Source organism: Labilithrix sp. (genome assembly GCA_019637155.1).
In the GTDB taxonomy this organism is placed as follows: Bacteria; Myxococcota_A; Polyangia; order Polyangiales; family Polyangiaceae; genus Labilithrix.
Genome location: JAHBWE010000001.1, coordinates 285,507 through 307,911, shown reverse-complemented (window position 1 = coordinate 307,911; position 22,405 = coordinate 285,507). Strand labels below are relative to the sequence as shown.

General features: G+C 71.9%; 22 protein-coding genes and 1 pseudogene. 11 read left to right on the top strand and 12 right to left on the bottom strand.

Features of this window, described 5'->3' with window-relative positions; all coding sequences use genetic code 11:
• Nucleotides 1-26 precede the first annotated feature (26 nt).
• The gene (locus KF837_01375) at nucleotides 27-1,700 is read left to right on the top strand and encodes an NAD-dependent malic enzyme (GenBank protein MBX3225926.1); all 1,674 of its coding nucleotides are present in this window, start codon (nucleotides 27-29) and stop codon (nucleotides 1,698-1,700) included.
• On the opposite strand, the gene KF837_01370 is transcribed toward KF837_01375, so the two are convergent.
• Nucleotides 1,673-2,125, bottom strand: a complete 453-nt coding sequence (locus KF837_01370; protein MBX3225925.1) for a hypothetical protein — start codon at nucleotides 2,123-2,125, stop codon at nucleotides 1,673-1,675. The genes KF837_01375 and KF837_01370 overlap by 28 nt on opposite strands.
• Before the next feature lie 176 nt (nucleotides 2,126-2,301).
• Complete coding sequence (locus KF837_01365; protein ID MBX3225924.1) at nucleotides 2,302-3,291, bottom strand: hypothetical protein; 990 nt, start codon at nucleotides 3,289-3,291, stop codon at nucleotides 2,302-2,304.
• Between the two features lie 57 nt (nucleotides 3,292-3,348).
• On the opposite strand from KF837_01365, the gene KF837_01360 reads away from it, so the two are divergent.
• The 3 genes from KF837_01360 to KF837_01350 are packed head-to-tail and all read left to right on the top strand — an operon-like array spanning nucleotide 3,349 to nucleotide 6,133.
• Entirely contained in the window at nucleotides 3,349-3,906 is a 558-nt protein-coding gene (locus KF837_01360; GenBank protein ID MBX3225923.1) for a hypothetical protein, read from the top strand.
• Nucleotides 3,891-4,793, top strand: a complete 903-nt coding sequence (locus KF837_01355; GenBank protein MBX3225922.1) for a hypothetical protein — start codon at nucleotides 3,891-3,893, stop codon at nucleotides 4,791-4,793. The genes KF837_01360 and KF837_01355 overlap by 16 nt, the downstream gene beginning before the upstream one ends.
• A 17-nt stretch (nucleotides 4,794-4,810) precedes the next feature.
• The gene (locus KF837_01350) at nucleotides 4,811-6,133 is read left to right on the top strand and encodes an MFS transporter (GenBank protein MBX3225921.1); all 1,323 of its coding nucleotides are present in this window, start codon (nucleotides 4,811-4,813) and stop codon (nucleotides 6,131-6,133) included.
• 3 nt (nucleotides 6,134-6,136) lie between these two features.
• Here KF837_01350 and KF837_01345 read toward each other — a convergent pair whose 3' ends face one another.
• The gene (locus tag KF837_01345; protein ID MBX3225920.1) at nucleotides 6,137-7,963 is read right to left on the bottom strand and encodes a L,D-transpeptidase; all 1,827 of its coding nucleotides are present in this window, start codon (nucleotides 7,961-7,963) and stop codon (nucleotides 6,137-6,139) included.
• 169 nt (nucleotides 7,964-8,132) lie between these two features.
• Here KF837_01345 and KF837_01340 point away from each other — a divergent pair, with 169 nt between their 5' ends.
• Nucleotides 8,133-8,690, top strand: a complete 558-nt coding sequence (locus tag KF837_01340; GenBank protein MBX3225919.1) for a hypothetical protein — start codon at nucleotides 8,133-8,135, stop codon at nucleotides 8,688-8,690.
• A 24-nt stretch (nucleotides 8,691-8,714) separates the two neighbouring features.
• Here the strand turns inward: KF837_01340 and KF837_01335 are convergent, their stop codons facing one another.
• Nucleotides 8,715-10,124: a hypothetical protein gene (locus KF837_01335; GenBank protein MBX3225918.1), complete on the bottom strand. Its 1,410-nt coding sequence runs from the start codon at nucleotides 10,122-10,124 to the stop codon at nucleotides 8,715-8,717.
• A 252-nt stretch (nucleotides 10,125-10,376) separates the two neighbouring features.
• Between KF837_01335 and KF837_01330 the strand changes: the two are divergent.
• Nucleotides 10,377-11,282, top strand: a pseudogene (locus KF837_01330) (serine/threonine protein kinase).
• Nucleotides 11,283-12,040: 758 nt separating this feature from the next.
• On the top strand, nucleotides 12,041-12,856 hold the full coding sequence (locus tag KF837_01325) for a hypothetical protein (GenBank protein MBX3225917.1): 816 nt from the start codon (nucleotides 12,041-12,043) through the stop codon (nucleotides 12,854-12,856).
• Between the two features lie 5 nt (nucleotides 12,857-12,861).
• Here KF837_01325 and KF837_01320 read toward each other — a convergent pair whose 3' ends face one another.
• The 4 genes from KF837_01320 to KF837_01305 are packed head-to-tail and all read right to left on the bottom strand — an operon-like array spanning nucleotide 12,862 to nucleotide 16,467.
• Nucleotides 12,862-14,172 (bottom strand): sigma 54-dependent Fis family transcriptional regulator, encoded by a 1,311-nt coding sequence (locus KF837_01320; protein ID MBX3225916.1) that lies wholly within the window; start codon nucleotides 14,170-14,172, stop codon nucleotides 12,862-12,864.
• Complete coding sequence (locus KF837_01315; GenBank protein ID MBX3225915.1) at nucleotides 14,169-14,681, bottom strand: hypothetical protein; 513 nt, start codon at nucleotides 14,679-14,681, stop codon at nucleotides 14,169-14,171. Before KF837_01315 ends, KF837_01320 begins: the two co-directional genes overlap by 4 nt.
• Complete coding sequence (locus tag KF837_01310) at nucleotides 14,678-15,292, bottom strand: hypothetical protein (protein ID MBX3225914.1); 615 nt, start codon at nucleotides 15,290-15,292, stop codon at nucleotides 14,678-14,680. The genes KF837_01315 and KF837_01310 overlap by 4 nt, the downstream gene beginning before the upstream one ends.
• On the bottom strand, nucleotides 15,289-16,467 hold the full coding sequence (locus KF837_01305) for a hypothetical protein (protein ID MBX3225913.1): 1,179 nt from the start codon (nucleotides 16,465-16,467) through the stop codon (nucleotides 15,289-15,291). Before KF837_01305 ends, KF837_01310 begins: the two co-directional genes overlap by 4 nt.
• A 52-nt stretch (nucleotides 16,468-16,519) precedes the next feature.
• Here KF837_01305 and KF837_01300 point away from each other — a divergent pair, with 52 nt between their 5' ends.
• A complete protein-coding gene (locus KF837_01300; GenBank protein MBX3225912.1) occupies nucleotides 16,520-17,329 on the top strand; it encodes a serine/threonine-protein phosphatase in 810 nt (269 codons plus the stop codon).
• Nucleotides 17,330-17,568: 239 nt separating this feature from the next.
• Here the strand turns inward: KF837_01300 and KF837_01295 are convergent, their stop codons facing one another.
• Nucleotides 17,569-18,933 (bottom strand): hypothetical protein, encoded by a 1,365-nt coding sequence (locus tag KF837_01295; protein ID MBX3225911.1) that lies wholly within the window; start codon nucleotides 18,931-18,933, stop codon nucleotides 17,569-17,571.
• Nucleotides 18,934-19,004: 71 nt separating this feature from the next.
• Here KF837_01295 and KF837_01290 point away from each other — a divergent pair, with 71 nt between their 5' ends.
• From KF837_01290 to KF837_01280, 3 genes are read left to right on the top strand one after another with little or no spacing between them, the layout of a single operon-like run.
• On the top strand, nucleotides 19,005-19,700 hold the full coding sequence (locus tag KF837_01290) for a hypothetical protein (protein ID MBX3225910.1): 696 nt from the start codon (nucleotides 19,005-19,007) through the stop codon (nucleotides 19,698-19,700).
• 43 nt (nucleotides 19,701-19,743) lie between these two features.
• Entirely contained in the window at nucleotides 19,744-20,328 is a 585-nt protein-coding gene (locus tag KF837_01285; protein MBX3225909.1) for a hypothetical protein, read from the top strand.
• Between the two features lie 18 nt (nucleotides 20,329-20,346).
• Nucleotides 20,347-20,694 (top strand): hypothetical protein, encoded by a 348-nt coding sequence (locus tag KF837_01280; GenBank protein MBX3225908.1) that lies wholly within the window; start codon nucleotides 20,347-20,349, stop codon nucleotides 20,692-20,694.
• Nucleotides 20,695-20,703: 9 nt separating this feature from the next.
• Here the strand turns inward: KF837_01280 and KF837_01275 are convergent, their stop codons facing one another.
• From KF837_01275 to KF837_01265, 3 genes are read right to left on the bottom strand one after another with little or no spacing between them, the layout of a single operon-like run.
• Nucleotides 20,704-21,111: a hypothetical protein gene (locus tag KF837_01275; protein MBX3225907.1), complete on the bottom strand. Its 408-nt coding sequence runs from the start codon at nucleotides 21,109-21,111 to the stop codon at nucleotides 20,704-20,706.
• Complete coding sequence (locus KF837_01270; GenBank protein ID MBX3225906.1) at nucleotides 21,108-21,620, bottom strand: formylmethanofuran dehydrogenase subunit E family protein; 513 nt, start codon at nucleotides 21,618-21,620, stop codon at nucleotides 21,108-21,110. Before KF837_01270 ends, KF837_01275 begins: the two co-directional genes overlap by 4 nt.
• On the bottom strand, nucleotides 21,617-22,396 hold the full coding sequence (locus KF837_01265; protein ID MBX3225905.1) for a chlorite dismutase family protein: 780 nt from the start codon (nucleotides 22,394-22,396) through the stop codon (nucleotides 21,617-21,619). Before KF837_01265 ends, KF837_01270 begins: the two co-directional genes overlap by 4 nt.
• Between the last annotated feature and the right edge of the window lie 9 nt (nucleotides 22,397-22,405).

The following is a 22,405-nucleotide window of genomic DNA, read 5'->3' as shown; positions in this document are numbered from 1 at the left end:
GTGCCCGAAGTGGTAAGGAGCGGCGCATGACCGCGTTCATCGACGTGCGCGAAACCGGGGCCGCGCTCCTTCGCTCGCCGCTCACGAACAAAGGCACCGCGTTCACGCGCGAGGAGCGCGCCGCGCTCGGGCTCGACGGCCTCCTCCCGCCGCGGGTGGAGACGCTCGAGCAGCAGGTCACGCGCGCGTACGCCGCGTTCACGCTCGAGAGCACGTCGCTCGGCCGCTACCGCTTCCTCCGTCGCGTGCAGGACACGAACGAGGTCCTCTACTACGCGCTCCTCGCGAGCCACCTCCGCGAGATGCTCCCCGTCGTCTACACCCCGACCGTGGGCGAGGGCGTGGAGCGCTTCTCCGACGTCTACGAGCAGGCGCGCGGGCTCACGCTCTCGATCGAGGACGACCGCGACTTCGCGGAGGTGCTCGCGGAGTACCCGGTCGAAGACCCCGCGATGATCGTCGCGACCGACTCGTCCGCGATCCTCGGCATCGGCGATCAGGGCTGGAACGGCCTCGCGATCTCGATCGGCAAGCTCGCGCTCTACACCATCGCCGGCGGCGTGAGCCCGCTCCGCACCGTGCCGGTCGTCCTCGACGTCGGGACCGATCGCGCCGCGCTCCGCGACGAGCCCGCCTACCTCGGCGTGCGCAAGGAGCGCCTCCGCGGCGAGGCCCACCTCGCGTTCGTCCGCCGCTTCGTCGAGGCGGTGAAGACGCGGTGGCCGAACGCGATCATCCAGTGGGAGGACTTCGGCAAGGAGACGGCGTTCGGCGTGCTCGACGCGTTCCGCGACGTCGTCCCGTCGTTCAACGACGACGTGCAAGGGACCGGCGCGGTCGCGCTCGCGGGCCTCATCGCCGCCGCGCACGCGAAGGGCGGGACGATCGCGAACGAGCGCTTCGTCGTGTTCGGCGCCGGCGCGGGCGGCATCGGCGTCGCGCGCGCGATCCAGGGCGGCCTCGAGCGGAGCGGCCTCTCGCGCGCCGAAGCGCACGCACGCCTCTTCGTCGTCGACTCGAAGGGCCTCCTCGTCGAAGGCCGCGCGATGGAGGACTACAAACGTGACTTCGCGCAGCCCGCGGCGCTGACGAAGGACTGGACGATGGCGGGGCCGATCCCTACCTTGGTCGAGACGATCGCGAACGGCAAGGTCACCGCCGTCCTCGGCCTCTCCGGCCAGCGCGCGTCGTTCGACGAGCGCGTCGTCCGCGCGACGGCGGAGAACACGTCGCGGCCGATCGTCTTCGCGCTCTCGAACCCCACCAGCGCGTGCGAGGCGGTCCCCGCCGACGTGCTCCGTTGGACGCAGGGGCGCGCGATCGTCGCGACGGGGAGCCCGTTCGAGCCGGTCACGGAGGGCGGCGTCACGCGCGCGATCGGGCAGGGCAACAACGCGTTCGTGTTCCCCGGCCTCGGCTTCGGCGCGATCCTCACCCGCGCGAAGAAGATCACCGACGGCATGGTCGCGGAGGCGGCGCAGGCGCTCGCGGACTTCACGATCGAGCGCTACGGCGCCGAGGGGCTCGTCTATCCGCCGGTCGAGGACCTCCGCGCCGCCTCCGCGCGCGTGGCGGCGAAGGTCGCGCGCCGCGCGGTGGCCGACGGCGTCGCGCAGCACACCGAGCTCGGCGACCTCGAGGACCACATCGCGAAGACGGCGTGGACGCCGGTCTACCGCTCCTTCCGCCGCGCGGTCTGACTCGCCTTCGGCAGGAGCGCCGGGACGAACAGCACCTCGAGCTGGCGCGCGATCGCGCCGAGCTTCGCCGGCTCGAGGCGCGACTCGAGGAGCTGGAGCGTGATCCACTCCTCGCGCTCGGTGTGATGAACGAAGAGGTCGCGCAGCACGCGGAGGCGCGTCGCTCGCTCGTTCGGCGTCGCCGCGGCGCAGATGCGATCGAGCGCGAACCGCAGGACGACGTGCGCCTCGTGTCCGTATCGCGCCGTCTCGAGCAGCGGCTCCGAGACCGGATGGATGACCGCCTCCTCCGCGTCGAGGTGAGCGACGAGCGCGCGCTCGACGCGACGGAGCGCGGCGGGCTCCGGCGCGGACTCCGCTCGATCGATGACGGCAAGGATCCGTCGATGCTGGGCAACGACGACGTCGCGCAGGCGATTGGCCATGGGCACCTCTTCGTTCGGGCGAGCCGTCGGGCGGGTCATCCGCGCGGCGCTGCCTCGTTCGACGACCACCAAGGTAGGCCTCGATCGACCGCGCGCTACTGTGACGGCGGCACCACGAGCATGCGAACCACCGCGTTTCTTGGTGGTCAGTCGAGCGGCCTCCTTCGTTTTCCGCGTCACGGGACGTCGCAGTCGACCGGCTCGACGGTGAGCTGGATCGCACCCGCCGTCACGACGTACGCGTGCCCCGCCTCCGTGCTCCAGCCGTTCGGGACGAAGCGCACTGCCGAGCGGCTGCCGAGGCCCGCGCCGAGCCGCGTGATCGTGATCGGCCGCGGCTCGCCGTCCTCGGTGACGGTGACGTCCGCGGTCGCGAGCTCGTCGCTCGTGCTCTGGATCGTCCAGCCCGCGGTGTCGAGCTTCTCCTCGGTGAACACGTCGAAGGGCACCGGACCCGCCGGCGGCCACGCCGCCCAGCCGCGGCCCGCGGCGGCCTTCGCCGGCTTCGGTCCGCCGAGCGCGCGACCGTCGACGACGACGCAGGAGAACTTGCTCGTCGAGCCGAGGCCCACCGTGGTGAGGCCCTCGTCGAGGAGCCAGCGGCGATGCACCATCGTCGTCTCGTTGCCCGGGTCCTCGAAGTACGCCGCGATCGACAGCGGCGCGCTGCGGTTCGCGACGAGGCTCAGCTCCGACGTCGCGGCGCCGAGCGGCGACCAGCACGCCCAGTCCTCCGGCGGCGTGTGCGAGAGCTTCGCGTTCGCGTGCGCGATGAGCGCGCACTCCTGCGCCGCGGGGGTCCACGCGTCTTCGAGGACGACGGGCGACAGATCGGCGAGCGCGCGGTGCACGTTGATCCGGCGGAGCGCGCGGTCGGCCGCGTCGGCGTCGAGATCGGCGGCGTCGCACGTCGCGCCGTCGCCGCCCCAGGTCGCGGGGCGCGACGCATCGCCGTCGCAGCGCCAGCGCCAGCAGACCTGCTCGCGGCGGGAAGGACCGGGGCTCGGAGCGCACACGCGCGGCTCGTCCGCGATGCGGGTCGTCTTCGTGCTCGTGGTCGCGGTCTCGGTCTCGGTCGTCGGGGCCTCTTCGGCCGGGAGGTTCCCGCTCTTCATCGCGCAGCCGGAGGCGGCGAGGGCGAGAGCGAGGAGGATGCTGCGGGTCACGGAGCCGCTGAACGGCGCGTGCCATCCTCTTCTTAAGAGCGACCTAGAATGAGGGGGATGTGGGCGCTGCCGCTCCTGCTGATGACGCGACCGTTCCGCGGCTACCGCGCGCTCGCGGAGGAGCCGGCGCAGGCGTCGCTTCCCCTCGGCGCGGGGCGGTTCCTGCTCGTCATGGGAGCGATGGTGTCGGTGAGCGCGACCGGTCGGTTCGCGCCCGCAGAGCTCGTGCTCGCGATGGTGTCGTTCGCGTGGCTCCCGCTCGTCCACGCGATCTCGCTCGCGCTCGTCGTCCGCGTCTTCGCGCGGGCGGCGCCGTGGCGGCGCGCGCTCGCCTTCTACCTCGAGGGCGTCGGGCCGTGGCTCCTCCTCTTCTTGTTCTTCACCGGCACGGTGCTCTTCGCGCCGCACCCCGAGAGGCCGGCGTTCCTCTTCTTCGGGCCGATGCTGCTCGGCGCGGCGATCTGGAGCATGGTCCTCTCCTACGCGATGTTCCGCGCGGGCCTCGGTCTCGCGCGGCGCGCGGCGGCCTTCGCGAACGTGACCTTCTGGGTCACGAACCACGTCCTCATCCTCGGCTACTTCCTCGCGGTGGGTCAGCTATGGCCGATCCTCTGAAGCTCCTGTTCGCGGGCCTCTTCGTCGCCGGGCTCGCGGGCGGCGTCGTTTACGATCCGACGCCGGAGCGGCCGGAGATCCACCGCGGCGGCTACCGCGTGCTCGAGGCGGACTTCCACGTCCACACCACCCTCAGCGACGGCTCGCTCACGCCGCTCGGCGTCGTGCGGCAAGCCGAGCGCCGCGGCGTCGACGTGATCGCGATCACGGAGCACAACACCGCGATCCCGGGCGCGATCGGGCGCGCGTGGGCGCGCTGGCGCGGCGGGAGCACGCCGATCGTCCTCCAGGGCGAGGAGGTGACGTCGAAGCGGTTCCACCTCATCGCGGTCGGCATCCACGAGACCGTCTCGCCGAGCCAGCCGCTCGACGCCGTCATCGCCGAGATCCATCTCCAGCGCGGGATCGCGATCGCGGCGCATCCCGTGAAGCGCTACTGGTCCGCGTACGAGCCGGTGCGCGGCGCGCTCGACGGCAGCGAGCTGATGCATCCGCTCGCGTTCGCGGGCGGCCTCGGCTGGCGCTGGGAGGACCTCCGCGCGTTCTACGAGCGGGACCAGGAGACCTTGATGCCGATCGGCTCGTCCGACTACCACTGGGGCAGCGTCCTCGGGCTGTGCCGCACGTACGTGTTCGTCGACGGGGCGCCGACGGAAGAGCGCGTCATGGAAGCGCTCTTCGCCCGTCGCACGGTCGTCGTCGATCGCGAGGGCCGGGCGTACGGCGCTCCCGCGCTCACCGCGCTCGTCACCGCGGAGCCGATCCCGCCGCGGGCCGCGGATTACCGCTACCGCGGCGAGGGCACCGGCGATCGCGTGCTCCGCGCGGCGGGGTTCGCCGGCCTCGTCGGGCTCGTGTGCATCACGCGCAGGCGGCGACCAGGATGAGATAGCCTCGCCGCTGCGTGGATCTCTCGAAGGCGCAGCGACGCACGCTCTTCGTCGTCTGGCTGACGTACGGCTGCTTCTACCTTTGCCGCGTCAACATCGGACCGGCGCGGGTCGAGATCGAGCGGAGCTTCGCGATCGATCCGCTCGAGATGGGGCTCGTCCTCGGCTCGCTGAAGATCGGGTACGCGATCGGCCAGCTCCTCAACGGCCAGTTCGCGGAGCGCTTCGGGCCGCGGCGGATCCTCTTGAACGGTTTGTTCGGCTCCGTCACCGCGTGCCTCCTCTTCGCCGCCGCGGGGTCGATCGCGGACGCGCTGCCGCTCGCGGGGCCGGTGAACGCGGTCGTGCACGTGTTCTCGGCGAACGTGACGCTCGGGCGCACGGCGGCGGTCCTCCTCGTGATCTGGTTCGCGAACGGTCTCCTCCAGGCCGGCGGGTGGCCGCCGACGGTGAAGATCATGGCGAGCTGGTTCACGCCGACGCAGCGCGGGCGGATCATGGGCGTGATCGGCACGAGCTACCAGCTCGGCTCCGCGCTCACGATCGCGGCGTCGGGCGCGCTCGTCACGGTGTTCGGCGACTGGCGCGCGGCGTTCGTGATCCCCGCCCTCGTCCTCGCCGCCGTCGGCGTCCACGCGCGGCTCCGGATGGCGGAGCGGCCGAAGCCGGGCGAGGCGCCGGCGATGGAGGCGCTCGCGCCGGTGACGGCGGAGCCCGCGGCGAAGCTCTCGGTGAAGGAGACGCTCCTCGTCACGTTCACGAACCCGAAGATCTGGGTCCTCGCGATCGCGCTCTTCGGCCTCGACATCGTGCGCTACGGCTTCCTCGACTGGGCGCCGGGGCACATCAAGAAGCTCCACGGCTCGGGGGTCCTCCTCGCCGGCCTCAAGGTCGCGGTGTTCCCGCTCGCGGGCGGCGTCGGCGCGCTCGCGTCGGGATGGGCGACGGATCGCTGGTTCCAGTCGCGCCGCGCGCCCGTCATCGCGGTCACGCTCGCGATGGTCGGCGTGCTCACGCTGGTCTTCGACTACGTCGCGCCGCTCGGGAGCGCGCCGACGGTGCTCGTCCTCGCGCTGATCGGCTTCTTCCTCTACGGCGCGCAGATCCTCCTCGTCGGCACCGCGGCGCAGGACTTCGCGAAGAAGGGCACGACCGCCGCCGCGGCGGGCTTCGTCGACTTCATGGGCTACGTCGGCGCCTTCAGCGGCGACGTCGTCACCGGCTGGCTCCTCAAGCACGCCGACTTCCACTCCGCGATCCTGTTCTGGGCCGCCGCCGCCGTCGTCGCGGCCGCGCTCTCCGCGACGCTCTGGCGGACGAAGCCGGTCGGCGCCTGAACGTCAGCGCCGCTTGGGCGGCGGGTCTTCGTGGACGACGACGCGGGAGCCGCTGTTGTCGTCCTTGCTGAAGACGCCGTGCCAGCCGTTCGGGAGCGGCGGATCGGCCCAGTCGAACAGCCTGCGCGCGTCGTCGGGGCTCATGTTCACGCAGCCGTGGCTGCGCTGGTTGCCGAAGCTGTCGTGCCAGAAGGCGCCGTGGAGCGCGTAGCTGCCCTGGAAGTACATGACCCAGGGCACGTCCTCGATCGAGTACGGGCCGTCCGCGGCGGTGTCGGCGTCCATCGTCGCGGTCACGTGCTTCTCGCGGACGCGGTAGACGCCGGGCGGCGTGGCGTAGTTGTGCTCCGGATCGCCCTCGTTCTTGCGCCCCGAGGAGATGAGGGTCGCGAAGACGGGCCGGCGCCCCTCGAAGGCGACGAGCTGCTGGCGCGTGACGTCGACGTCGATCCACTTCTCGCCTTCGCCGACGTCGGCGGGGATCTGCGGGCGCGTGAGCTTCAGCTGCGGGAGCAGCACGTAGAAGCCGCCGACGGTCTCGTAGTACGTCGCGCCGTTGACGACCTGGGTGCGGCCCGAGAGCAGGACCGCGCTTCGCTTCGGGAGCGGCTGCGCTCCCCAGCCGACCTTGAGGTTTCCCTTCTCGTCTTCCTTGATCTCCAGCTTGCTCGCGCCGCTGAACATGATGAAGCCGACGGTGCCCGCGATCGGCGCGCCGGCGTCGGGGGTGACGACCTCTGCGCTCGCGTCGAGCTCGGCGAGGTTCGGATAGGCCGGCAGCGGCATCATCGGGGCGACGGCGTTCGCGCCGTTGAACCAGTTGCCCTGATGTTTCGTCTGCCCCGCCTGGACCGCGACGCGATCGAACGGGACGGCGAAGCCGAAGGTGGTCCGCCACCAGCGCGTGCCCGCCCCCTTGAACTCGCGATCGAGCGCGATGGTGAACCCGCGCGCGAGCTTCCGCACGAGGACGCCGCGCCCCTTCAGCTCCTTGAGCGAGGGGCGATCGCCCTTGCTCCGGTCCTTGAACGGATCGGCGACGGGCTTGAGGTCCTTCTTCTCGTCCTTGTCCTTCTTCGCGTGTTTGTCCTTCTTCGCGGAGGGACGATGCTTGTCCTTCGTGTGCTTTCGCTGCGGCGGAGGCTCTTCTTCCTGCGAGAGCGGCGGCTCGTCGTCCTTCGCCTCGGCCGGCGGCGCGGGCTCGACCGGCTCGGCGGCAGCGGCGGCGGCGGGCTCTTCCTCCTTCGCCTCGCTCGCAGGCTCGGCGCTCGCGGCGGGCTTGGGCCGCGCGGGGTGCTCGTAGCGCCGGCGGTCTTCGGCGTTGAGGACGCGGCGGTAGAGCGGCGTCCCGTCCGAGACGTTGACGCCGTAGCGATAGGGCATGCCGGCGTCGCGATCGGGCTGCTTCGGCGCGAGGCGGACGCGCGGGTTGGTGAGGTCGATCGTCGCGTGCTTGCCGCAGACGTAGCCGCCGGTGACGAGCTCGTACCAGCCGTCCTTGCACTCGTCGTTCTTGACCGGCGGGTCGTACGCGTCGACGACGGCGCCGTTGCGGAGGTACCCCATGCGCCGCGCGCCGGCGTCGTTCTCGGGCCAGTCGGGCTGATCGCTCACCGACGCGACGAAGTTCGCGGCGGCGAGCTGCATGACGAGGCGACGCTCTTGCGCTCCCGCGTCGGCCGCGCCGAGCGGTGCGGCGTCGAGCTCCGCCGCCGTGGTCGAGGCGTCCGACGCCGTCGGCACCGCTTCCTCGTGCTTCGCGCGATTCCCGCAGGCGACGAGCAAGACCAGCCCGAAGACCGGGACGACGAGAAACAGCCAGAACCGCACCGCGGCAGCCGCTTAGCGCGATCTCGCCCCGAGACCAAGCCCCGCCTCCCCTGGCCCCTGGCCTGGCCCGTTCTGGCCCCGGCCACCCCTGACGCGCGCGAAGCAGTTCGCGTGGCCGCTCTACCTCGCGTCGCTCCACGCGCGCTTACGCTGCCCCTGCCGCCTCGTCGTGATCGCGCCGAACGCGCGGGTCGCGCGCTGGGCGGCGCGGCCGATCGCGTCGCTTCAGCCGGAGAGCCCGCTCCGCCCCATCGTGCTCGGGCCGGAGCAGATCCCTCTCATCACGCGTCGAGAAGACGCGGCGCGCTTCGCCGAGCTCGCGATGGTCAGCGCGCTCGTGCATGCGCATGAAGCGCGCGGCGAGGACGCGATGGTCGCCGCGCTCGACGCCGCTCGCCGCCTGGACGTGGAACGGGCGGGGACCTACGCTGATCTCCTCGAAGCCGTTCATCGCCGGCTCCTCCACCGATACGGGAAGCTCATGCCGCTCTTCGACTACGTGTACCAAGGGCCGACCGCGAAGAGGCTCTACGGCAATGGGATGAAGGACGGCGTAGCGAAGGGCGTCGCCAAGGGCACGCGGAGCTCGCTCCTCGCGGTCATCAGGGCGCGCTCGCTCCGCATCTCGGCGGCGGGGCGCGCTCGCATCAAGGACTGCACGGACGTCGACCTGCTGCGATGGCTCGTCCGCGCCGTGGTGGCGGAGCGCGAAGCCGACATCTGGTAGTGCCGCTTCGCGCTCGCGCGTTCCTCACTTGAAGCGCATGCAGCGGCCGCCGGTGAAGGCGGCCTTTGCCTCGGCGCGCGCGATGCGCTTGATGCCGTCGACGCCCCACTCGACGTCGATGTTGAGGTGCGAGCGCGCGCTCTGGTAGCCGATGCCGCGGTACTTCATCGCGAACTGGCCCGTCGATTGGCCGTTCGTCGTCTTCAGCGCGGCCTCCATCACGTTGCCGTGGAGGTCCATCCACGGCTCGTCGGCGGGATCGATGCGGACCATGTCGGCCGGCTCCTTGTTCGTCGCCCACGTGCCGCGGCCCGGCGCGGCGATGACCCACGACTTGTCGTGGCTCACCGCGTCGCCGAGGAACGGGAACATGTAGTTGTACGTGTTGGCCGGGTGATCGGGGCGCGGGAGCTGGCCGCCCGCGTCGAACGTCGCGTTGATCTTGTCGAGGTCCGCGCAGCGACCGCCCTTCATCTGCGCGTCGGTCTCCGGCGGATCGGTGCCGTTCGACTGCGTCCCGCAGCCGGCCTTGTCGCCGAGCGACGCGGGCGTGCCCGTCACGTAGTCGAGCACCTCCTCCGTCGCGAGCTGACCGCCGTCCCACGCGCAGAACGCGACGAGCATCGCGTTCGTGATGCAGTTCATCGACTTCACGTCGAGGTGCTCGCTCGCCGGGATGAGCACGCCGTTGTCGTCCTTGCCGTCCGCGCGCGGCGGGAACGTCGTCGTGCCCACGTTCAGCTTCGCGAGGACGTCGCCGGGATAGAAGAAGGTCGGGAAGCCGTAGGACTGCTGCTGCGTCCCGCAGTTGTTGCCGTGGAGATAGAGGAGGAGCTCCGCGTTGAACTGGTAGTCCGAGCCGGTGTGCTTGTTCTGATCGCTCGTCGGGACCGGCTGCATGCTGTCCGGCGCGGGCCGCGGATCGCCGAGGTTCTCCTTCTTCACGAGGAGCGCGCCGGCGTCGCGATCGGCGGGGAGGAACGGCGTCCAGTTCGGGTTCCATTGCGGCGGAGCGTTCTCGTTGACCCAGCGCTGCATGTCGACCTTGCCGTACCGCGCGTTCATCGCGTCGAGGAAGGCGCGCACGCGGCCAGCCGTGATCTCGTACTTGTCGAGGTAGACCTCCTTGCCGGGGTGCGCGCCGTCGGTGAAGCCCTTCACCGGGAGCGTGCGGCAGCAGTTCTCGTGCTGCGCGAGGTCGGTGCCGACCTCGCCTTTGCCGCAGGTGTCGCCGCCGAGGTGGTACTTGCAGCTCGGGGCGTCCACGCACGTCCCGGCGTAGCTGCATGCCCCATTGCAGTCTGCGTCTTCCTTGCACGGCTGGCCTTGCGCGCACTTGACGGAGCCGTTCGCGCCGCAGCCGTCCTCCACCGTGCCTCCCTCGCCGACGGTGCCGTTCGAGCCCGCGTCCGGGTTCGGGTCCTTGGGGTCCACCGTGGTCGAGGTTCCGCTGCTATTTCCGACACCTCCCGTGGAGCTGCCGCCGCTCGAAGAGGAGCCGTCCCCGTCGTTCGACGACGAGCACGCGACGACCAAGAGAGCGCTGGTGAGGAGAAAAGGAATGGCAGATGAACGATCGAAACGCACGATGACCTCGCTTTCGGATCCCCTCCACTGGCAATCGTCGAGCCAGCTCGAGCGACGACGTCGCGTGCGCTTCTTGGTACGCTCCGAAGAGACCGCACGATGGCGAGCTCCCCCGTGAACGTCGGCCGTTACGCGCTCGGTCAGCGCATCGCTGCCGGCGGCATGGCGACCGTGCACCTCGGCCGGCTCGTGGGCTCGGCGGGCTTCTCGCGCACGGTCGCGATCAAACGCCTCCACCCGCACCTCTGCACCGATCCCTCCTTCGCCGCCGCGTTCGCCGACGAGGCGCGGCTCGCCGCGCGCATCCGGCACCCGAACGTCGTCCCCACCCTGGACGTCGTCTCGACCGACGGCGAGCTCCTCATCGTCATGGAGTACGTCGACGGCGAAGCGCTCTCCGCGCTCCTTCGCCGCAGCGAAGGGAGGCGCGTCCCGCTCCCCATCGTCGTCGCGGTCGTGTCGGAGATGCTGCATGGCCTCCACTCCGCGCACGAGGCGAAGAGCGAGACGGGCAAGCCGCTCGAGATCGTCCACCGCGACGTGTCCCCGCAGAACGTCCTCGTCGGCGCCGACGGCGTCGCACGCCTCGTCGACTTCGGCATCGCGCGCGCGAACGCGAAGAAGCGCCAGGAGGCGACGGGCGAGAACGACCTCAAGGGCAAGCTCGCGTACATGGCGCCGGAGCAGCTGCGGCGCGATCAGGTGAGCCGCCGCACGGACGTCTACGCCGCGGGCATCGTGCTGTGGGAGCTCCTCACCGGGAGACGCCTCTTCGCCTCCGAGAGCGAGGCGGCGACGATGGAGAAGATCCTCGTCGGTTGGGTGCAGCCGCCGAGCACACACGCCTCCGATCTTCCGTCCGCGCTCGACGACATCGTGATGCGCGCCCTCGACGCGGAGCCGGCGAACCGCTTCGAGACCGCGCGCGCGATGGCGGTCGCGCTCGAAGACGCGGTCCAGCGTGCGCTCGGCCGCGACGTCGCGGCCTGGGTCGAGGCCACCGCCGCCGACACGCTCGCGACCCGACGCGCGGCGGTCGCGCGGGCGGAGGAAGAGGGCTCGCCGAGATCGACCGCCGCCTCCATCCCCGAGGTCGCGGAGCTCCCGACGACGCCGCGCCGCTCCGACTACGCGAAGCCTCCTCCTTCGGGGACGCTCATGACCCCCACGGAGCGCATCTCGGAGCCTCGCACGACGGAGCCTCGCACGACGGAGCCTCGCACGACGGAGCCTCGCGCGACGGAGGCGGAGCCGCGACACATCATCGTGCCCGAGCCGATCACGGGGCCGTCGCTCGTCGGCCCGCCTCCCGCGCCGGGTCTCGCCGGGATCGAGAACGAAGCGACGATGACGTCGTGGGGCGAGCCGATCACGAAGAACCACGTCGAGCTCCCGCACGCCCCACCTCCTCCGCCGCCCGCGCGCTCGCGCGTCGACCGGATCGCGTACGCCGTCTTCGGCCTCGCGGCGCTCCTCACGCTGATCGTCGCCCTCTCGTGGTCGAAGATCGCGCCGCCACCGACGCGCGCCCCGGCCTTCGACCCACTTCCCACCGCGACGCCGGCGCCGGAGCCCGCGCCGACGACCGCGGATCCGATCGTCCCCGCGCCCGCGCCGTCGCCGTCGCTCTCGACCCCCGCGCCGCCGCCGCCGCCGCCCGCGCCGCGAAGGCCCTCCGTCGTCGTCAAGCCGCGCGCGCCGGCGAAGGCGCCCTGCGTCTCGAAGATCGATCCCGCGAGCGGGAAGAAGATATACCAAGGAGATTGCGACTGACGTTGCCCAGCGCGGCGGCGCTCGTAGCGACCGCCCTCGTCGTGCTCTCGTTCGCCTCCGTCGCGGACGCGGCCGGCTGCCGTGACGCGGCCGACAGCGCGCAGGACCTCAAGAAGCAGGGCAAGCTCCACGAGGCGCGCGCGCAGCTCCTCGTCTGCGCGCAGAAGAGCTGCAAGGAGGTCATCCGCACCGACTGCGAGAAGTGGCTCCGCGAGGTCGACGAGGAGACGCCCACCATCATCGTCCGCGTCGTCGACGCCTCCGGCAAGGACGTCCTCGGCGCGCACGTCACGGTCGACGACGCGCCGGTCGCGCTCGACGGCAACCCGGTCGAGGTCGACCCCGGTCCGCGCACGATCAAGGCGCGGTCGAAGAGCGGCGAGGCGGCGGAGGAGAAGGTCCTCGTCGCGCTCGGCGAGAAGAAGCGGGTGGTCGAGGTCCGCCTCGCGGACGAGAGACCCGCCGAAACGAAAGAGACGAAAGAACCGAAAATCGATGATTCAACGGAGGCCCCGGGTGACTCCAACGTCGTCCCGCTCACGCTCGGCGTCGTCGGCGGCGTCGCGCTGGTGTCGTTCGTCGTCTTCCAGGTGCTGGGGCGCTCCGGCTACAGCGACCTCGAGAACGGCTGCGCGAAGACGGCCGCCGGCTGCACCGACGCCGACATCGACCCGGTGAAGACGCAGTTCATCGCCTCCGGCGTCAGCCTCGGCATCTCCGTCCTCGCGCTCGGGGCCGCCGCGATCGTGTATTTTGCACGCAAGCCGGCGGCGACCGCGCTCCGTCCGCTCCGCTTCGAGTTCTGAGTCGCTCAGCGGCTCCGACCGCGCAGGACCTGGAAGTAGCGGCGCGCGATGCCCGACGCGGCGGCGGCGCGGCCGACGTGGCCGCCGTGGCGGGCGAGCACGCGCGCGACGTAGCGCTTCTCGAACTCGGCGAGGGCGGCGGAGCGGGCGCTCGAGAACGGCATGTCGCTCTCGAGGATCTTCTCGAGCGCGGCGCCGAGCGTCGCGTCGGTGCCCGCGTGCGGGATCGCCTCCGCCTCGTCCTGGCCGCTCGCGAAGCGGCGCGCGACCATGTTCGCGAGCTCGCGGACGTTGCCGGGCCACGCGTACGTCTCGAGCCGCGCGGCGAAGTCGGCGGGCAGCGTGTCGCCGCCGCCGATCACGCGCCAGAAGTGGCGCGCGAGGAGGCCGACGTCGCCCTGCCGCTTCCGCAGCGGCGGGAGCTCGACGCGATGAGGCGCGAGCCACGCGAGGACGTCCTCGCGGAAGCGTCCCTCCTGCACCTCCGCGTCGAGATCGCGGCGCGTGGCGACGAGGAGGCGCACGTCGATCGGCGCGAAGTCGCGCGCGCCCTCGCGGAGGATGCGACCCTGCGCGAGCGCGTCGAGGAGGCCGGCCTGCGCCTCGGGCTCGAGCTCCGCGACCTCGTCGAGGAGGAGCGTGCCGCCGCGCGCTTGCTCGAACACGCCCGCCGCGCCGCCCTCCACCCCGAAGAGCGCCGCGATCGCGCTCCCGCCGGTCCGCGACGCGCAGTCGAACACCACGAACGGCCCCGCCGAGCGCGGGCCCTTCTCGTGGAGCGCCTCCGCGAGGAGCTCCTTGCCGGTGCCGGTCTCTCCTTCGATCAGCACCGGATCGGTCGACGCCGCGAGCGACTGCAAGAGCGGATAGAGCCGACGCATCTCCGGGCTCCCGCCGACGACGCGGCCGAACGCCATCGCGGTCGGCGTCTTCGTCGTCGAGACGCGCGCGAGGCGCTCCGCCTTGATCATGGTCGCGCCGACGCGCACGACCTCGCCGCCGGCGAGGAGCGCGTCGGTGACGCGGAGGCCGTTCACGACGGTGCCGTTCTTCGAGCCGAGGTCCTGCACGCGGAGGCCGTCCGCCTCGACCTCGAACGCGGCGTGACGGCGCGAGACGAGCGGATCGGTCAGCCGCAACGTGCACGCGGGCGAGGCGCCGACGAGCGTGCGCGACGCCGCGGTCGCGCCGTCGAGCTCGACGACGAGCCCGCGATCGGCGCCCGAGACGACGGTGAGGGAGAACGACGGCCGCGGCGCGTCCGGATCGCGCGGCGCACGGTTGATCAGGCTGCGGGTCTCTTCTTCGCGCGTCATTGGCAGGCCTTGAAATGGCCGGCGATCGTGCCGGTGCAAGTCTTACCGGGAGGGCACGAGCCGGGCGAGCCGTGACAGAGCTGCTGCCCCGCGCACGTCGCGCTGCACGTCCCTCTCTTCTCGGCGTAGCAGCATACCTGTCCCGGGTCGCAGTCCTCGTCGCCGTCGCACTTGAAGACCTCGCCGCCCTGGACCGGGCAGAAGGTCTCGGCCTCGAGCGGCTGGCAGCTCGCGCCGCCCACCGTCGTGCAGCAGAGCGCGTCCGCGATCGGACAGACGTCGTTGCAGTCGATGTGCCGCGCGGGGAAGTCGCCGCCGTCGGGCAGCTTCGTCCCGCCGGCGTCGGGCGGCGTGGCGTCGTCGTCGTCGCCGTCATCGTCGTCGCCGTCGCTGCCCGCGTCCGGTCGCGGCGTCGTCTTGGTGTCGCTCTTCAAGTCGTCGAAGGACGGGAACAGACAGCCCACGAGCGCGATCGCGCCCACGAGGACGAGCGTGCGCGCGGGCGTCATGGCGTCAGGATAGCTCGCCGATCCAGCTCGTTCATCGCAATCGCGATCGCGTCGTCGGCGTGCACGCTGACGGGGCCGAGCGAGACCGGACGCGCGCCGGCGGCGTCGAGCCGCGCGCGCACGTCGTCGGGGAGGCCGACGTGATCGCCCGCGACGAAGACGACGTCGGACGCGGGATCGATCGGCGCCGCGCGGATGTCCTCCGCCTCCTCCGCGAGCACGAAGAGCGCCGCGCCGGCGACGTCGGCGAGGACGGCGTCGATCCCGCCGCGCGCGACGGCGACGCCGGGCTTCACGAGGACGAAGCCCTCGCGGTCGTCGTCGTCGTGCGTCGCGAGCACCTTCTTCACCATCCCGCCGAGGGCGCGCTCGTCGGGCCGGATGAACTGCGCCGTCGCGCCGTCGACGCGGACGACGCGGGGCGCGCGCGGTCCGCCGAGGAGCACGAGGTACGCGATGCAGTCGCGGCGGAGGCCGTGCGACGAGAGGAGCGTCGCGCGCAAGCAGCGCACGAGCACGTCGATGCGCCCGCTCGTCCCCGGCAGATCGTCGAGCAGGAAGTCGTCGCTCGCGATCGCCTTCTGTCCGACGACGACGAAGCTCCTCGTCATCGCTCGCTCGCGCCGAGGAACGCCGTCACCACCGCGTCGTCGGTCGCGCCTTCGCGCGCGGCGGCGGCGAGCGCGGCGCGGAGATCGACCCGCACCGTGCTCTCGCTCATCGTCCCCACGCGGACGCGGTCGTCCTCGTCGAAGCCGGCGACGAGCGCCGCGAGCGCGCCGGCCCGCGCCCCCGCCTCCGCGCCGGGGTGCAGGACGACGCGCCACAGCTCCTCCGGCGGCAGGCTCGGGCCGCGGTATCCCTCGCCGCCGCTCATGCGCCGCAGCTCCGCGAGCCACGCCTCCGAGCTGCGCCCTCCCGGCGCGAGGAGCGCGCCGAGGTGGGTCGCCCCCGCCGCGCGCGCGACGCTCTGCTGGAGGCGCTCGATGAACGTCGCCCGCTTGTCCTTCGCCTCGCGGCCGTCGAACCGCAGCACGATCCGATCGCCCGCGATGCGCTCCACGTGCGCGTCGCGATCGCCCACCGCGCTCACCTTCGCGATCGCGGCGAACGGGATCTCCTCCTCCACGACGAGCGCGTCGCTGCCGAGCGTGACGCGGCGGTGACGGCGCAGGAAGCGAACGAGCACGCCGTAGAGCCAGAGCAGCGGCACGAGCGAGAAGCCCGCGAGCGGCACGTGACCCATCGCCCACACGACCGCGCCGGCGATCGCGAAGCCGCCCGCCATCCGCAGCGCGGCCGCGAGCCGTTGCCTCGCGCGCGATCGAAGCGGCGCGCTCTCGACGACGAAGCGCGCGGCGTGCGCGTCGGGGGTGAGGCCGAGCGCGTCGAGGAGGAGCGCGGCCCGCTTCTCGTCGTCGAGGAAGAGCACGAGGTCGTCGCGCTCGCGCTTGCCCCAGAGGTGCACCTGACGCCCGCCGTCCGCGAGCGGCTCGACGAAGGCCGCGTCGATGCGCTCGCGACGGAGGACGAGGCGCTTCCCGAACGCGATCCCCGCGCGATCGGCCGACAGCACCGGGACGTTTCGCTCGCCGAGGAGCGAGTCCTCGTACAGCACGGCGGGGAGCATGAAGAAGAGGAAGAGCCCGCCGAGCAGGAGCAGACCGGCGGCGAGCTCGAGCCCCACCGCCGCGAGGAGCGCCGGCACCGCGAGCGCCAGCGCCACGATCCACGCGACGCGCGGACGGCGTCGAACGCGGACGTCGGTGGCGCCGAAGCGGATCATCCTCCGAGGATATCCCCCGAGACCGCTCCGATTCGCGTAGGATCGTAGGCCCATGCCGTACCGCATGCCCGGCACGCGCACCGTCATCGACTACGCGGGCGCGTCGGTCACGGGGCGGCACCGAGAGATCAACGAAGACGCGTGGGGCGCGATCGAGAGCGCGAGCGTGTTCATCGTCGCGGACGGCGGGGGCGGCGAGTCGTCGGGGCGCATGGCGGCGGACCTCGCGGTGACGAGCTTCCGCCGCTACTTCTCGGGCCGCGAAGCGGGCATGTCGCAGGGCGGCCTCGCGCCGCCGGGCGCGGATCCGCTCGCGGTCGCGGTGCTCGAGGCGAACACGCGCATCCTGCAGAACGCGGTCGGCGACAGCGTCGGGATGGGCTGCGCGCTCATCGGCCTCCGCCTCGCGCCGCCGTGGCTCATCTCGGTGTCGGCCGGTGACTGCCGGCTCTATCGCTACCGCCGCGGCTACGATCCGGCGACGTACGCGTCGGCCGACGAGACGGGCGGCGAGCTCCGGCGTCTCAGCATGGACGACGTGCTCGCGCTCGAGATGTGGCGCACCGGCGCGACGCTCGATCAGGCGGCGGAGATCGATCAGCAGCACCCGAACGTGGTGACGCGCATCGTCGGCATTCGTCCCGACCTCGACGTCTCGGTGAGCTACTTCCCGCTCCTCGCGAACGACCTCTACCTCCTCTGCTCCGACGGCATCACGCGCCAGCTCGACGACTACACGATCCGCGCCATCATCTCGAACGACGAGGAGGACCTCTCGTCCCGCTGCGACGCGCTCGTCCAAGCCGCCGACGAACAGGTCGGCGCCGACAACGTGACCGCCGTGCTGCTTCATCTTGTTTGAGAGGGGCTCTGCCCCTCTCAAGCTCTCCCCGCCGGGGGTTTCTTCGCGCGCGCTGGGCGCGCGCTACGACGCCCCCGGACCCCCGCAGATTCGAGAGGGGCTCTGCCGCTCTGCCCCTCTCAAGCTCTCCCCGCCGGGGGGGTTCTTCGCGCGCGCTGGGCGCGCGCTACGACGCCCCCGGACCCCCGAGAGGGGTGTCCCCTTGGCGCTTGTTCCCCTGACGGCGGTCTGGGCCGGCGCTACTTCGTTGCTTTGGCGGCGGCTTCGGTGTCGGTGGCGAGTTGTTCGGCGGCCTTCTTTTTTGCGGGGTCGGTCAGGAGGGCGGCGGCCTTGTGGGCGCGCGACGCGACGTCGGTGAGGTGGGCGGAGGCGGCGGCGCCGTCGGGGACCGCGAGCGAGCGGAGGTACGCGGCGTCGTAGGCGGCGTCGCCGGCGTTGAGGCCTCCCTTCGCGGCGAGGTCGTCGAGGGCGTCGGTGCGATCGAGGCCCAGCGTGGCGGGGGACGGCGCGGCCATCATGTCCTTCACGCTGTTCGGACCGTGCGCGAGGGCGAGCGAGAGCGCGAGGACGAGGCGCGCGTCGTCACCTTCCTCCTTCGCCGCCGCGTGCGCCGCTTCGACGAAGTCGACCTTGCGCCAGTACTTCCGCCCGAGCTCGAAGCGCGGCCACGAGCGCGCGATCGCGGGCGACTCCTTCGGGAGGAAGAGCCCGTCGAGCGCGTCGACGCGGCGCCCGCCGTACATCTTCGAGAGGAGCGCGCGCGCACGATCGACGCGCGCGTCGGTCGCGACGCCGAGCGCGGCGAAGTCGGAGAGGCCGACGAGAGCCGCGTCGCGACCGCGTGTCTTGCGCGGCTCGAGCGCCTCGTCGAGGGCGGCTTCGTACACCGCCTTCAGCTCCTTGTCCCACGTCGAGGGGGTCGGCGCGCTGCGGATCTTGTCGACGAGGCGCAGATCCGCCATGCCCGCCTCCGTCGCGACGATCGCGCGCCCCGCCGGCGCGAGCGTCGTGCCCGCCGCGCTCAGCGTGTCGATCGCGGTCGCCTGCTCCATCATCCACGTGCGGAGCGGACCCTGGATGAACTTCTTCACCTTCTCCTTGTCGGACGCGTCCTTCATCACCGGCGCGCTCGCGGCGGTGCGCGCGAGGCGTCCCGCGAGCGAGAGCCCGACGAGGCGGTGCGAGGTCTCGTCCGTCGCGTCGCCGCGCTTCGGATCGAGGAGGAACCGATCGACGATCGCGTCCGCGCAGCCGGGCGGAACGTCGCCCGCGGCCGCCTTCTTCGCCGTCGCTTCGTCGTTTTCAGAAGCCGTGCGCTTCTGCCAGTCCTTGCACTCGGCGGCCGGCGCCGGCACACCCTTGACCTTCCCGATCGCGCTCTTCCAAGTCTCGAGCTTGTAGGCGGGGACGGCGGGCGGCGTCTTTTCCGCGTCACGCGGGCCTTCCGGCAACGTCCACGCGCTCGGCGTCGCGACCGGCGCGGAGGCGGCCGCCGCGGGAGCCGGCGCGGGAGAAACGGGCGTCTTCGGCGACGGAGCGTCGGCGCCGCCGCACGCTGCAACTAGAAAAGTGGCGTAAAAACCGATCGCTACCCGGGTCGTCATCGCCTTGACCATACACCGACCGGTGCTAGACCGCGCCGGTCCTCCACATGACGTCACCGCGCCTCTTTGTCTTGGGTCTGCTCGCCGCCTTCGGGATCGTCGGCGGCGCGGGCTGTTCGAGCGAGGTGGACGAGGAGAAGGAGCCCGTCGACGTGAGCGAGGCCGAGCTCACGCTTCGCACCGCGACGGTGCTCGGCCGGCTCGAGCCGGGCGGCGTCCACGCCGGGCGCTACATGCCGCCGCGGCGGAGCGCGTGGACGTTCACCGCGCGCGGCGGCGATCAGCTCACGGTCTGGGTCCGCTCGCCGGTCGGCGACGCGGTCGCGTTCTTGACCGACGCGCAGTGGAACGTGCTCGCGTACAACGACGACGCGGAGCCGGGCACGCACGACGCGCGCATCCGCTTCGTCGTCCCGCCGAGCGTGGCGCCCAACACCACGTTCCGCGTCGTGTTCGAGGACTACCAGCTCCTCCCCGCCATGTTCACGACGTCGGTCGACGTTCGTCCGAGCGTCACGTGCTCGTACGGCAGCGCGCTCCACCTGAGCGGCGACACGTTCCCGTCGGCCGACGGCTGCAACACGTGCACCTGCGGCCCGGGCGGCATCACGTGCACGAAGAAGATCTGCGCGTGCGACCCGCACAGCCCGTCTCCCGGCGTGCACTACGTCGCGTCGCCGGCGCAGTGCCAGGACATCAGCTTCACGTGCGGCCCCGGCCAGGTGCACTTCCAGAACGGCTGCGGCTGCGGCTGCAAGACGATCTAGGGAACGCGCGGAACCTTCGCGCGCGAGGGTTGTCCCCTCGCTCGTGCTCGAGCTCCTCGTCCTCGGGGCGACGTTGACCCTCGCCGCGTGGGCGGCGGGGAGCGGCGTTCACCGCCGGACGGCGGCGGCGCGCGCGCTGAACCTCTACGCCGTTTCGCGCGGGCTCCTCTTCGTCCCTGCGACGTCGAAGCCACGCGGCGCGAGCCCGCGCGTGAACGGGACGAAGGACGGCATCGTCTTCGCGATCGACCTCTATCGCCTCCACGGCGACATCCGCACGCGCGTCTCGACCGACGCGCCGCGCGGCCGCGCCGCCGTGCTGTCGGTGGGTCAGCGCGGCGCGTTCGTGTGGGAGCGCGAAGGCGTCCTCGCGCTCGGCGACGCCGACTTCGATCGCGCGTACGTCGTGCTCGAAGGAGCGGCCGAGGACGCCGACGTCCTGCGCGAGGTGCGCCCCCTCCTCCTCAAGCTCGACGAGCTCCGCACCGGCGTATGGCTCCGCTCCGACGGGCACAAGGTGACGATCTCGTGGCGCGGAACGGAGAGCGATCCCATCGTCCTCGACGCCGCCCGCGACGCCCTCGTGCTCATCGCCGCGCGTCACGCGCCGCATGCGCCTTACCGCTGAGCGGGCTATCCTCATTTCATGGCGGAGGACGAGAAGCCGAAAGACGTCGTACTGCTCGGTCCGCCCACCGCCGACGGCGGCGGCGTTCACGTCCTCCGCGCGCGCGATCAGCGCCTCGAAGCGGGCGAGCTCCGCAACGTCGAAGAGGGCCGGCCCCTCACCGGCGAGCTCGTCACGCTCCAGCCGCGAAAAGAGAACCCCCGCGTCTGCGACGTCACCGACAGCTACCGCGCCCCCGCCCTTCCGCCCGCGCAAGCGCCCGCCCTTCCGCCCACGCACAAGGGCCCAGCCCAGGTCGCGACGAAGGCCTACCGCGACAACTGGGACGAGGTCTTCGCCACCCGCAAGCCGAGCAGCTTGAACTGACGGCTTCGCTCAACCCGCCGCGCGCAACGCGAGCGCGTGGGCGGCGACGGCGAGGCTGATGAGGATCGCCGTGGTGGTGTGGGAGCGGCGGACGCGGGTACGGTCCTTCAGCTTCGGGTTGCGGAGCTGCAGGCCGAGGCCCGCGTGCGCGACGAGGAGGAAGAACGCGATGCCGCCGGGGAGGAGCGCGGTCATCCCGCCTGCGGTCGCGGCCGGGGAGCCGAGCTCCGGGATCACGACGATGGTGTGGAGGAACGCGAGCGCCGCCGTCGCGAGCCCGACGTACACGTGCGTGCGGATCGAAGGCGAGCCCGGCGCGGCGCGCTTGCCGAAGCGGACGCGCTGCACGACGGGGACGACCACGGAGAACACGATCGCGACGATCGCGAGCCACCCCGTGATCCAGGCCGCCGTCACGACGAGGGCACCTCTTCGAAGACCTGCTCCGCCGGAAGGCCGAGCACCTCGCGCCCGAGCTCGCGCGCCTTGTCGCGCGGCGTGTCCGCGTAGCGCGCGCGGAACGACGCCGCCGGTCGGAGAACGACCTTCTGTCCTGTCTTCTTGTTCTCGTACTCGGTGAGGACGTCCTCTTCCGACGCGTCGACGAGCGAGAGGTTCAGCTTCCCGAGGCTCGCCCCCGACTGCGCCGCCGCGCCGTCCGCGATGCACGAGTACTTCACCTTCGGCGGCGTGTGATGCGTGATCCGGAGGTCGAAGCTGCCGCGCGAGAGCCCGAGCTTGTTCAGCGCGTACTCGCTCATGCGGTACCCCGCGACCGCCCAAGGCCCCGGCGCACCATGAACGCGCGCGACCTCGTCGAGCGGATCGACCGCCGGAGCGGGCGCCGTCCCGACCGCCGGAGCGGGCGCAGGTGCCGGGGTCGAAGCGCACGCGACGAGGAGCGCCGCGAGCGGCCAGAGCCTCATGCGCCGGTGCTCGTCCCGAGGACCCAGCCGACGAAGAACGGTCCCATCTTCTCGATGAACTCGCTCGTCTGACGCGTCTTGCGCATCGCCTGCACGAGGTGCGAGAGCGGGTGGAGGTCCTTGCCGACGAGGCCGATCACGAACTCGTTGTCACCCGCGTCGATGCCGTGGCACGCGAGCCGGACGTCGTGCGCGAGCTCGGCCTGGCCGTAGGCGATGCCGAGCGCCGCGTGCTCACGGAGCGTGTGGCTCTGCTCGATCGGCTCGAGCTTCGCGAAGGTCCCTTTTCGCCGGAGCGGGTACCAGACGTGCCACGGATAGGAGGGGTTCGTGACGTTCTCGATCGGCCGCTTGAGGAGCGTCCACTCGAGCTCCGGCTCGTGTCCCGTCGCGTACGTACGCCCGAGCATCCCGTAGTCGTGACGCAGCTTCACCCGCGCCATGAACGACTCGGTGAAGAGCGGGCGCACCTCCTTCACGAAGTGGCTCGGGTCCTCGCTCCACGTGAGGAGCGCGAGCCCGCGCGGGTCCATCGTGTCGGCGTAAACGACGCCCGCGGTCTTCCGCTTCCGCAGCGCGTCGAGGAGCTCCTGCCCGAGGGACTCGGGCGCGCTGTGCGGACCGCCGCTCAGCGCGTGCGGACCGGGGCGCGTGCGGAACACGAGCAGCTGCATGAACAGCCGCCGGTTCATCTGCTGCTTCACGCCGTCCTTCTTGCCGCCGTACTCGTTGACGTCGATCGTCGGCAGGCCTGGCTGAGTGGAAGCCTCGCTCATGCTCTCGTC